The following is an 11,640-nucleotide window of genomic DNA, read 5'->3' on the forward strand; positions in this document are numbered from 1 at the left end:
ACGTGACCCAGCAGCAGACGCCGGCCGGCAAGCGCCCCTACAACTTTTCGGCCGGTCCGGCTGCCATGCCGGAGGCGGTGCTGCAACGCGCCGCTTCCGAGATGCTCGATTGGCAGGGCAGCGGCATGAGCGTGATGGAGATGAGCCATCGCGGCAAGGAATTCGGTGCCATCTGCACCCAGGCCGAAGCCGACATCCGCACGCTGCTGGCCATCCCCTCGCACTTTCACATCCTGTTCATGCAGGGTGGCGGCCTCGGCGAGAACGCCATCGTGCCGCTGAACCTGTCGCGCGGCGGCGTTGCCGACTTCGTCGTCACCGGCAGCTGGAGCGCCAAGTCGCACAAGGAAGCGCAGCGCTACTGCACCGCCCGCGTGGCGGCCAGCAACGCCGACAACCAGCACACACAGCTGCCCGATCCCGCCAGCTGGCAGCTGTCCGCCGATGCCTCGTACGTGCACGTGTGCAGCAACGAGACCATCAACGGCATCGAGTTCCAGCAACTGCCCGACCTGGCCGCGCTCGGCAGCAAGGCGCCGCTGGTCATCGATTTTTCTTCCCACGTCGCCTCGCGCAGCGTCGACTGGAGCCGCGTCGGCCTGGCCTTCGGCGGCGCCCAGAAGAACCTCGGCCCCGCCGGCCTGACCATCGTGGTCGTGCGCGACGACCTGCTGGGCCACGCGCTCGAGATCTGCCCGAGCGCGTTCAACTACAAGACCGTGGCCGACAACCACTCCATGTACAACACCCCGCCGACCTGGGGCATCTACATGGCAGGGCTCACGTTCCAGTGGCTGCTGCAGCAGACCGAAGGCGCGCTCACCGGCGTTGCCGCCATGGAGCAGCGCAATGTCGAGAAGGCGAAGCTGCTGTACGACTTCATCGACGGCTCCGACTTCTACGCCAACCGCATCGACGCCAACTGCCGTTCGCGCATGAACGTGCCGTTCTTCCTGGCAGACGAGGGGCGCAACGAGGCCTTCCTGGCCGGCGCGCGCGAAGCCGGGCTGCTGCAGCTCAAGGGCCACAAGTCGGTCGGAGGCATGCGCGCGAGCATCTACAACGCCATGCCGCTGGCAGGGGTGCAGGCCTTGGTGGCCTACATGAGAGAATTCGAGCGATCGCATGCGTAGGCGCATGCCCTGTTGCTCGCACCGATGACCGCCTCTGCCCCCACACCACCCACCACCCCCGACAATTCCGAAAGCCTGGCCGGTCTGCGCGTGCAGATCGACTCCCTCGACCAACGGCTGCTGAGCCTGCTCAATGAGCGCGCCCATGTGGCCGAACTGGTCGGCGAGGTCAAGAAGCGCGAAGGCACGCCCTTCTTCCGCCCCGACCGCGTCGCCGCGGTCATCGACAAGATGCAGAAAAGCAATGGCGGTCCGCTCAAGGACCTCCATGTCGCGGCCATCTGGCGCGAGATCATGTCGGCCTGCCTGGCACTCGAATCGCCCCAGCGCGTGGCCGTGCTCGGCCCCGAAGGCACCTTCTGCGAACAGGCCGCCATCGAGTACTTCGGCGGCGCCGCCGACCTGATCTACTGCGCCAGCTTCGACGAGGTGTTCCACGCCACCGCCGCAGGCAGCGCCCAGTACGGCGTGGTCGGCGTCGAGAACTCGACCGAGGGCGTGGTCACACGCTCGCTCGACCTGTTCCTGCACTCGCCCACCCATGTGGTCGGCGAAGTCAGCCTGCTGGTGCGCCACCACCTGATGCGCAGCAGCAACTCGCTCGAAGGCGTCGAGGCCGTGCTGGCCCATCCGCAGGCGCTGGCGCAGTGCCAGACCTGGCTGTCCAAGCACCTGCCCAACGCCGAGCGGCGCGCCGTGTCGAGCAACGCCGAAGGCGCGCGCCTAGCGGCCACCAACCCGGCCTGGGCCGCGCTGGCCGGCGAACGCGCCGCCACCCGCTTCGGCCTGCACATCGTGGCGCACGCCATCCAGGACGATTCGTACAACCGCACCCGCTTCTCGGTGATCTGCCTGCCGCAGACGCTGGCCATGCCGCCGGCCTCGGGCAAGGACTGCACGAGCCTGATCGTCTCGGTGCCCAACCGCCCCGGCGCGGTGCACGACCTGCTGGTGCCCCTGAAGGCCAACAACGTGTCGATGACGCGCTTCGAGTCGCGCCCCGCGCGCACCGGCCAGTGGGAGTACTACTTCTACATCGACCTCGACGGCCACCCCTCGCAGCCCAACGTGGCCGCGGCGCTGGCCGAACTGCGCGGCCTCTGCGCCTTCTACAAGGTGCTCGGCGCCTACCCGATCAAAGCCTGAGCCGAACGGACCGACGCGATGTTCGAGCAACTGGGATTGATCGGCTGCGGCCTCATGGGCGGCTCCTTTGCGCTCGCGCTCAAGCGCGCGAAGCTGGTGAAACGGGTGGTGGGCTACAGCAAGTCGCCCTCCACCACCGAGCGGGCGCGCCAGCTCGGCGTGATCGACGTGGCGGCGCCCTCGGCGCTGCTGGCGGTGTCGGGCGCCGACATCGTGCTGCTGGCCGTGCCGGTGGCCGCCTCGGAAGCCACCTTCAAGGCGATCCGCCACGGCATCTCGGCCGACACGCTGGTGATGGACGTGGGCTCGACCAAGGGCGACGTGATCGAGGCCGCGCGCAACGGCCTGCAAAAGCAGTTCGCCAGCTTCGTGCCGGCGCATCCGATCGCCGGCAAGGAAGTCTCCGGCATCGAGCATGCCGAAGCCTCGCTTTTCACCGGCCGCCAGGTCGTGCTGACCCCCGTCAAGACCACGCTGCGCTCCAACGTGCAGCGCGCCTCGCAGGTGTGGAGCGGCATCGGCGCCAACGTCGTCACCATGACGCACGAGGAGCACGACGCCGCCTTCGCCGCCGTGAGCCACCTGCCGCACCTGCTGGCCTTTGCGTACACCAACGCGCTCATCGGCCAGCCGCAGGGCGACCGCTTCCTGAGCCTCGCGGGACCGGGCTTTCGCGACTTCTCGCGCATCGCCGCCAGCGACCCCGTCATGTGGCGCGACGTGCTGCTCGCCAACCGCGAGCAGGTGCTGCGGCAGTCGCAGGCCTTCCGCAAGGCGCTCGACGACCTCGAGACGCTGATGACCGCCGGCGACCTGCAGGGCCTGGAGCAATCCATCGCCGCCGCCAGCAAGGCACGCGCCGCCTGGCGGCCGAATTCGAGCACCGACGCTCTGGCCCAGCAGGACAGCTGACATGTTCTCGACCGCCTTCCTCGACCTCCCGCCCCTCGCGGGCGCCGCCGGCACGGTCCGGCTGCCGGGCTCCAAGAGCATCTCCAACCGCGTGCTGCTGCTGGCGGCGCTCGCCAGCGGCACCACCACGATCCACGACCTGCTCGATTCCGACGACACGCGCGTGATGCTCGACGCCCTGCGCGCGCTGGGCTGCGGCATCGAGCCGGCCGGCGCCTCGCTGCGCATCACGGGCCTGGGCGGCCAGCTGCCGCCGTCGCTGGGCGCGACGCTGCTGCCGCTGTTCTTGGGCAATGCCGGCACCGCCATGCGTCCGCTGACGGCGGCGCTGTCGCTGCTCGGCGGCGAATTCGAGCTCAGCGGCGTGCCGCGCATGCACGAGCGCCCGATCGGCGACCTGGTCGACGCCCTCACGCAACTCGGCTGCCGCATCGACTACCTCGGCAACCCCGGCTACCCGCCGCTGCGCATCCACCCGGTGTCGCACGACGAACTGGCGCTGGGCGCGCCGATCCGCGTGCGCGGCGACGTGTCGAGCCAGTTCCTGACCGCCCTGCTGCTGGCGCTGCCGCTGGCGGCGGCCGACGACATCGTGATCGAGGTCGTCGGCGAGCTGATCTCCAAGCCCTACATCGAGATCACGCTGAACCTGCTGGCGCGCTTCGGCATCACGGTGCAGCGCGACGGCTGGGAGCGCTTCACCATCCCCGCCGGCAGCCGCTACAGCTCGCCGGGCGAGATCCACGTCGAGGCGGATGCGTCGTCTGCTAGCTATTTCATAGCACTTGGCGCCATTGCAACGGGCGTTTCGGGGCAGAACGGCATCCGCATCGAAGGCGTCGGCGCGGCCTCGATCCAGGGCGACATCCGCTTCATCGACGCCGCCCAACAGATGGGCGCGCGGGTCGACAGCGGCCCGAACTGGCTCCAAATCCGCCGCGGCGCCTGGCCCCTGAAGGCCATCGACCTCGACGCGAACCACATCCCCGACGCCGCCATGACGCTGGCCGTCATGGCGTTGTACGCCGACGGCCCCACCACGCTGCGCAACATCGCGAGCTGGCGCGTGAAGGAAACCGACCGCATCGACGCCATGGCGAACGAGCTGCAAAAGCTCGGCGCGACGGTCGAGGCCGGCCCCGACTTCATCCGCGTCCACCCGCTGCCCGCCGCCGACTGGCGGCCCGCCAGCATCCGCACCTACGACGACCACCGGGTCGCCATGTGCTTTTCGCTCGCGGCCTTCAACCCCGCCGGCGTGCCGGTGCGCATCCTCGAGCCGCATTGCGTCGCCAAGACCTTCCCCGACTACTTCGAGACCCTGTTCTCGGTGGCCGAGGCTGCCGACGTGCCCGTGATCTGCATCGACGGCCCGACCGCCTCGGGCAAGGGCACGCTGGCCGCCGAGGTGGGGCGCCTGCTGGGCTACCACTACCTCGATTCGGGGTCGCTGTACCGCGTGACCGGGCTTGCCGCGCGCCGTGCCGGCCTGGAGGCCAACGCCGCGAACGAAGCGCAGATCGCCGCCCTCGCCGCCGCCCTGCCCCTGCAGTTCACCGAGGGCAAGGTGCTGCTGGCCGGCGAAGACGTGAGCGACGACATCCGCACCGAAGCCGCCGGCATGGACGCCTCCCGCGTCTCCGCGCTGCCCGCCGTGCGCGAGGCGCTGCAAGACCTGCAGCACCGCTTTCGCCGCCTGCCCGGCCTGGTGGCCGACGGGCGCGACATGGGCACCGTGATCTTCCCCGACGCAGCGCTCAAGGTGTTCCTCACGGCGGGAGCCGCCCAGCGCGCCGAACGGCGGCATAAGCAGTTGATTTCAAAGGGTATTTCGACTACACTCGACAGTCTTCGCTCCGACTTGGAAGCACGTGACGCCCGGGACTCTTCCCGCAGCGTCGCCCCTCTGAAGCCGGCGCAGGACGCTCGCCACCTCGACAACTCCCAGCTGTCCATCGAACACTCGATCGACACGGTGTTGAACTGGTGGCAGCAGGTTCAACCGTTCAAGTCCGCTTGAGCGGATTGAAGTGCAGCCTTTCAAGTCCGCTTGAAAGGCTTGCGTCCCCCGGGTGTTCCGGGTGGCGTCTACCGCTCCAGCAGGCTCCTTCCGCGCGACAGCGCACCGGCCTGCTGGTTGTTCAACCAACCGGGCTCACGCCCACAACCTAACCGCCGTCTACAGACCTCCAGCAGCCGCACGCAATTTCGCAAGAGCGCCTGCCAACCCTGCCTGACGGAAGGAACCATAAATGTCTGAATCTTTTGCCGACCTATTCGAAGAGTCCCTGAAGCGTTCCGAAATGCGCAGCGGCGAGGTCATCACGGCCGAAGTCGTGCGCGTCGAACACAACCACGTCGTCGTCAACGCCGGTCTGAAGTCCGAAGCGTATGTGCCGATCGAAGAGTTCAAGAACGACAAGGGCGAACTCGAAGTCCAGGCCGGCGATTTCGTTTCCGTTGCCATCGGCAGCGTTGAAAACGGCTACGGCGACACCATCCTCTCGCGCGACACCGCCAAGCGTCTGGCTTCGTGGCTCGCCCTCGAGAAGGCCCTGGAATCGGGCGACTTCGTCACCGGCACCACCAGCGGCAAGGTCAAGGGCGGTCTCACCGTCCTGGTCAACGGCATCCGCGCATTCCTGCCGGGTTCGCTGATCGACACGCGTCCGATCAAGGACCTGACCCCGTACGAAAACAAGACCCTCGAATTCAAGGTCATCAAGCTCGATCGCAAGCGCAACAACGTCGTGCTGTCGCGCCGTGCCGTGGTCGAAGCCAGCATGGGCGAAGAACGCGCCAAGCTGATGGAAACCCTGAAGGAAGGCGCAGTCGTGCGCGGCGTGGTCAAGAACATCACCGAATACGGTGCGTTCGTGGACCTCGGCGGCATCGACGGCCTGCTGCACATCACCGACATGGCATGGCGCCGTGTCCGCCACCCGAGCGAAGTCGTTCAGGCCGGCCAGGAAATCACCGCCAAGATCCTCAAGTTCGACACCGAAAAGAACCGTGTCTCGCTGGGTCTGAAGCAAATGGGTGACGACCCGTGGATGGGCGTTTCGCGCCGCTACCCGCAATCGACCCGCCTGTTCGGCAAGGTCACGAACATTGCCGACTACGGCGCGTTCGTCGAACTCGAACCCGGCATCGAAGGCCTGGTGCACGTCTCCGAAATGGACTGGACCAACAAGAACATCGCTCCGAACAAGATCGTCTCGCTGGGCGACGAAGTCGAAGTCATGGTCCTGGAAATCGACGAAGACAAGCGCCGCATCAGCCTGGGCATGAAGCAGTGCAAGGCCAACCCGTGGCAAGAGTTCGCTCAGAACACGAAGCGTGGCGACCGCGTCAAGGGCCCGATCAAGTCGATCACCGACTTCGGCGTGTTCGTGGGTCTGGCTGCCGGCATCGACGGCCTGGTTCACCTGTCGGACCTCTCGTGGAACGAAACCGGCGAAACCGCCGTTCGCAACTACAAGAAGGGCCAGGAAGTCGAAGCGATCGTGCTGGCTGTCGACGTCGACCGCGAACGCATCTCGCTGGGCATCAAGCAGCTCGACAGCGATCCGTTCACCACGTTCACCACCGTGAACGACAAGGGCCAGATCGTGACCGGCAAGGTCAAGACCGTGGACGCCCGCGGCGCTGAAATCGACCTCGGCGAAGACATCATCGGCTACCTGCGTGCTTCGGAAATCTCGCGCGACCGCGTCGAAGATGCCCGCAACGTGCTCAAGGAAGGCGACGAAGTCACGGCCATCGTGGTGAATGTGGATCGCAAGACCCGCAACATCCAGCTGTCGATCAAGCAGAAGGACATGGTTGACGAACAAGGCGCCATGGCCAGCCTGAGCCAGCAGTCGGCACGCGAAAACGCGGGCACGACCAGCCTGGGCGCCCTGCTGCGCGCCAAGCTCGACAACAGCGACAACAAGTAAGCTGAGTCCGAAGACAGAGGCAGGCCCCCGGGGCCGCTCTGTCTTTTTTTTCGTCCACGTTTTTCGTTTATGTTTGGCCTATGACCCGCTCAGACCTCGTCGAAGAACTCGCAGCCCGTTTCGCGCAGCTCACGCACCGCGATGCCGAATACGCCGTCAAGACCATCCTGGACGCCATGAGCGACGCGCTGGTGCGTGGCCACCGCATCGAGATCCGTGGCTTCGGCAGCTTCTCGGTCAACCGCCGTCCGCCGCGCATCGGCCGCAACCCGCGTTCGGGCGAGAGCGTGCAGATTCCCGAGAAGCGCGTGCCGCACTTCAAGCCGGGCAAGGCGCTGCGCGAAGCCGTCGACGCGAAGACCGCTGAGCTCGATGCAGGCAAGGAAGCCGCCGGCCGCAAGGCCTGATGCAAATGAATGCAAACGTAGAATGCTCCCGGCAACGGGAACAGCTATGAAGTACCTCCTGTGGCTGCTCAAGGCAGCCATTTTTTTTACGCTCTTCGCCTTCGCGCTGAACAACCAGCACGACGCGACCGTCTACTTCTTCTTCGGAACCCACTGGCGCGCGCCGCTGGTGCTCGTCGTGCTCGCGGCCTTTGCCGGCGGGCTCGTGGTCGGCGCGCTGGGCATGCTGCCCGGCTGGTGGAAACACCGCGCCGCCGCGGCGCAAGTGCCTGCCACCACCGAAGCCCCCTCGCCCGCACCGCTGGCCACTGCGACCGCCTCCGCGGCAACGCCGTCCATCTCCGCCACCGACCTTCCCGCCGTACGTCAACATGGACTTTGATCCCAGCTGGCTGCTGATCGGCCTGCCCGTCGCCTTCGTGCTGGGTTGGCTCGCATCGCGCTTCGACATCCGCCAGCTCAAGCTCGAGAACCGGCAGGCGCCCAAGGCCTACTTTCGCGGCCTGAACTTCCTGCTCAACGAGCAGCAGGACCAGGCCATCGACGCCTTCATCGAGGCCGTGCAGAACGACCCCGACACGCAAGAGTTGCACTTCGCGCTCGGCAACCTGTTCCGCCGCCGCGGCGAGTACCAGCGCGCCGTGCGCGTGCATGAGCACCTGCTGGGCCGCGGCGACCTGAGCCGTGCCGACCGCGAACGCGCACAGCACGCGCTGGCGCAAGACTTCCTGCGCGCCGGCCTGCTCGATCGCGCCGAAGCGGCGCTGCAGAAGCTCGAAGGCACGCGCTACGAGAACGAGGCCCGGCTCGCGCTGCTGGCCATCTACGAACGCTCGCGCGAATGGGCGCAGGCCGCCGACGTGGCGCAGAAGCTCGACGAGTCCGACCAGGCCAGCTACAGCACGCGCCGCGCCCACCACCTGTGCGAGCAGGCCAACGAACGCGTCGCGGCCGGCGACCTGCAGGGCGCCGGCGACCTGCTCACGCAGGCCCGGGCCCTGGCGCCGCAGGCACCGCGCCCGGCCATCGACACCGCCACCTTGCAGCTGCGCAACGGCGAAGCCGCCGCGGCCTTCGACACGCTCGAAGGGCTCAGCGACACGGCGCCGCTGGCGCTGCCGCTGTACGCCGCAGCACTGCAGAAGGCGGCCGTGGCCGCGCAGCGCGAAGGCGAGGCGCTGGCATTGCTGCAACGACGCTATGCCGAGTCGCCGTCGATCGACGTGCTCGAAGCGATGATCGCGCTCGGCGGCACACCCGACGCCACGCCATCGGACACGCCCACCGAAGCCCCCACGCCGCGCGACAGCTACATCGCCCACCTCGCGCACCAGCCCTCGCTCGTCGCGGCGTCGCGCTGGCTGGCCGGCGAGCGCTTCGAGCACGAGCAGTTCCACCCGCAGGTGCAACGCGCGCTCGACCAGGCGACTCGCCCGCTCATGCGCTACCGCTGCGCGGCCTGCGGCTTCGAGGCGCACCAGTACTTCTGGCACTGCCCCGGCTGCCAGGCCTGGGACAGCTACCCGCCGCGGCGCGTGGAAGAACTCTGACCACGGTTCGGAACAATCGTCACACGGGGCCCTTGGCCCCGTTTTCACGTCAACTGCCGCGCGCGCCCTCTCGTTGAGCCGAAGCCGATATTCCTGTCGGCATAGCCATACCAACGATTGAAGAGGGAGTTTCACCATGTTCAAGAAAGTCATCGCCACGCTCGCCATGTGCTTCGCGGCCGTCTCGTTCGCCGCCGTCGACGCCAACAAGGGCAGCGCCGCCGACCTCGACGGCCTCAAGGGCGTCGGCCCGTCGCTGTCCAAGCGCATCCTCGACGCGCGCAAGGAAGGCGAGTTCAAGGACTGGCCCGACCTCATGCAGCGCGTGAAGGGCGTGAAGGAAAAGAGCGCGGCCAAGCTGTCGGCCGAGGGCCTGACGGTCAACGGCCAGAGCTTCAACGGCGCGGCGGCCCCGGCCAAGGCAGGCAAGGCCGCCAAGGTGGCCGAGGCGAAACCCGCCAAGCAGTGACCTCACCCTGAACCGAAGAAACCGCCCTCTAGGCGGTTTTTTCATGCCCGCAGCTGGTGCCGCATCGACACCACATGGCAGGGAAATGCCTCAGCGAATGGCCCGGAATTTGCACGTATGCTTTTCTTTCATTCAGCTTTGACTACATTCCGGAGCGCGTCCATGAATCACAAGTTCGGCATTGCCCTGGCGGGCCTCACCCTTGGCGCCGCCGCCTTCGCGCAAACCAAGTGGGACCTGCCCACCGCCTACCCCGCGACCAACTACCACACCGAGAACATCACGCAGTTCGCCAAGGACGTGGACGCGGCCACCGGCGGCAAGCTGAAGATCACGGTGCATGCCAACGCGTCGCTGTTCAAGGCACCCGAGATCAAGCGCGCCGTGCAAAGCGGCCAGGCCCAGGCCGGCGAGATCCTGCTGGCCAACTACGCCAACGAGAACCCGATCTACGCACTGGACGGCGTGCCCTTCCTGGCCACCACGTATCCCGCGGCCCGCAAGCTCTACGACGCCTCCAAGCCCGCGATGGACAAGCTGCTCGCCGCCCAGGGCATCAAGGTGCTGTTCGTGGTGCCGTGGGCGCCGCAGGGCATCTACACCAAGAAGGAGATCGGCTCGGTGGCCGACCTGCGCGGCATCAAGTGGCGCGCCTACAGCCCGGCCACCGCCAAGATCGCCGAGCTCATCGGCGCGCAGCCGGTGCAGATCCAGCAGGCTGAACTGAGCGCCGCCATGGCCACCGGCGTGATCGAGAGCTACATGAGCTCGGGCTCTACCGGCTACGACACCAAGACCTTCGAGCACATCAAGAACTTCTACGACACGCAGGCGTGGATTCCGAAGAACGCGATCCTGGTCAACGCCAAGGCCTTCGATGCACTCGACGCCGCCGGCAAGGCCGCCGTCACCAAGGCCGCGGCCGATGCCGAGGCACGCGGCTGGAAGGTCGCGCAGGAGAAGAACGACGAGTACAAGCGCCTGCTCGCCGAGCGCGGCATGAAGGTGCACAAGCCTTCGCCCAAGCTGGACACCGACATGCGCCAGGTCGGCGGCATCATGCAGGCCGACTGGCTCAAGGCTGCTGGTGCAGACGGTGCTTCCATCGTCGACACCTACAAGAAAAAGTAAGCCGTGCGCCGCTTCCTCGACCGCCTGTACGACGGTGCAGGCGCGCTGGGCGCTTTCTGCGTCTTCCTGATCTTCGTGCTGATGATCGTGGCCGGTGTGGGCCGCCAGATGAACTGGCACGTGAGCGGGCTCAATGACGCGGTGGCGTGGCTGTGCGCGGCGGCGGCCTTCTTCGCGATGGCGCATGCGTTCCGGCACGGCGACTTCGTGCGCGTCACGCTGCTGCTCGATGCCGTGCCGCCGAAGGTGCGCCGCGTGCTCGACGTGGCCTGCCTGCTGGTCGCCGCCGTGTCGGTCGCCTACCTGACCTACTGGGCCACCAGCTTCACCTACGAGAGCTACGAGTTCAAGGAGATGGCCACGGGCCTGCTCGTGATCCCGATCTGGATTCCGCAGTCGAGCTTCGTGATCGGCTGCTGGCTGCTCTTGATCGCCATGGTCGATGAACTCGTCGGCGTGGTGCGCGGCGAGAAGCCCAGCTACCAGCGCGCCGTCGAAGAGCGCCATGCTGCGGGCGACTTCTCTTCCGACGTCTGAACGACAACAACAAAAGACACCGATGCTCGAAACCCTTCTGATGGGCGCGCTGCTGCTCGGCATCATGCTGTTGCTGCTCGCCGGCGGCGTCTGGATCGCCATGACCCTGGCCATCGTCGGCTGGGTCGGCCAGGCCTTCTTCACCAACACGCTGCCCGGCAAGAACCTGTTCTCGGCCTTCTGGGAAAGCAATGCGAGCTGGGAGCTGGCGGCGCTGCCCCTGTTCATCTGGATGGGAGAGATCCTCTTCAGAACCAAGCTCAGCGAAGAGATGTTCGAGGGGCTGAGGCCGTGGCTCAACCGCGTGCCCGGCCGGCTCATGCACACCACCATCCTGGGCTGCGGCGTGTTCGGCTCGGTCTCGGGCTCCTCGGCCGCCACCTGCGCCACCATCGCCAAGGTGGCGCTGCCCGA

General features: G+C 67.0%; 12 protein-coding genes. All 12 read left to right on the forward strand.

Going from position 1 to position 11,640, the window contains the following annotated elements; all coding sequences use genetic code 11:
• Positions 1 to 2: 2 nt before the first annotated feature.
• Positions 3 to 1,133, forward strand: coding sequence for a 3-phosphoserine/phosphohydroxythreonine transaminase (gene serC / locus AC07SQ_RS28020; protein WP_495264067.1), 1,131 nt, complete (start codon positions 3 to 5; stop codon positions 1,131 to 1,133).
• Between the two features lie 24 nt (positions 1,134 to 1,157).
• Complete coding sequence (pheA, locus tag AC07SQ_RS28025) at positions 1,158 to 2,279, forward strand: prephenate dehydratase (protein WP_062468655.1); 1,122 nt, start codon at positions 1,158 to 1,160, stop codon at positions 2,277 to 2,279.
• 18 nt (positions 2,280 to 2,297) lie between these two features.
• Entirely contained in the window at positions 2,298 to 3,191 is an 894-nt protein-coding gene (locus tag AC07SQ_RS28030) for a prephenate dehydrogenase (RefSeq protein ID WP_495273593.1), read from the forward strand.
• 1 nt (position 3,192) lies between these two features.
• Positions 3,193 to 5,211: a bifunctional 3-phosphoshikimate 1-carboxyvinyltransferase/cytidylate kinase gene (locus AC07SQ_RS28035; RefSeq protein ID WP_495273594.1), complete on the forward strand. Its 2,019-nt coding sequence runs from the start codon at positions 3,193 to 3,195 to the stop codon at positions 5,209 to 5,211.
• Positions 5,212 to 5,443: 232 nt separating this feature from the next.
• Complete coding sequence (gene rpsA / locus AC07SQ_RS28040) at positions 5,444 to 7,132, forward strand: 30S ribosomal protein S1 (RefSeq protein ID WP_062468664.1); 1,689 nt, start codon at positions 5,444 to 5,446, stop codon at positions 7,130 to 7,132.
• Positions 7,133 to 7,212: 80 nt separating this feature from the next.
• Complete coding sequence (locus tag AC07SQ_RS28045) at positions 7,213 to 7,539, forward strand: integration host factor subunit beta (protein WP_056582668.1); 327 nt, start codon at positions 7,213 to 7,215, stop codon at positions 7,537 to 7,539.
• 46 nt (positions 7,540 to 7,585) lie between these two features.
• Entirely contained in the window at positions 7,586 to 7,921 is a 336-nt protein-coding gene (locus tag AC07SQ_RS28050) for a LapA family protein (RefSeq protein ID WP_062468665.1), read from the forward strand.
• Positions 7,911 to 9,089, forward strand: coding sequence for a lipopolysaccharide assembly protein LapB (lapB, locus tag AC07SQ_RS28055; protein WP_495273595.1), 1,179 nt, complete (start codon positions 7,911 to 7,913; stop codon positions 9,087 to 9,089). The genes AC07SQ_RS28050 and lapB overlap by 11 nt, the downstream gene beginning before the upstream one ends.
• A gap of 136 nt (positions 9,090 to 9,225) precedes the next feature.
• Positions 9,226 to 9,558, forward strand: coding sequence for a ComEA family DNA-binding protein (locus AC07SQ_RS28060; protein ID WP_095744337.1), 333 nt, complete (start codon positions 9,226 to 9,228; stop codon positions 9,556 to 9,558).
• A 162-nt stretch (positions 9,559 to 9,720) separates the two neighbouring features.
• Complete coding sequence (locus AC07SQ_RS28065; protein WP_495273596.1) at positions 9,721 to 10,689, forward strand: TRAP transporter substrate-binding protein; 969 nt, start codon at positions 9,721 to 9,723, stop codon at positions 10,687 to 10,689.
• 3 nt (positions 10,690 to 10,692) lie between these two features.
• Positions 10,693 to 11,226, forward strand: a complete 534-nt coding sequence (locus AC07SQ_RS28070; protein WP_492729291.1) for a TRAP transporter small permease — start codon at positions 10,693 to 10,695, stop codon at positions 11,224 to 11,226.
• A gap of 22 nt (positions 11,227 to 11,248) precedes the next feature.
• Positions 11,249 to 11,640, forward strand: a 392-nt coding sequence (locus AC07SQ_RS28075; protein ID WP_495273597.1) for a TRAP transporter large permease subunit, incomplete at its 3' end; no start/stop codon positions are given.

The organism is Variovorax sp. GW821-FHT06D12, assembly GCF_059419205.1.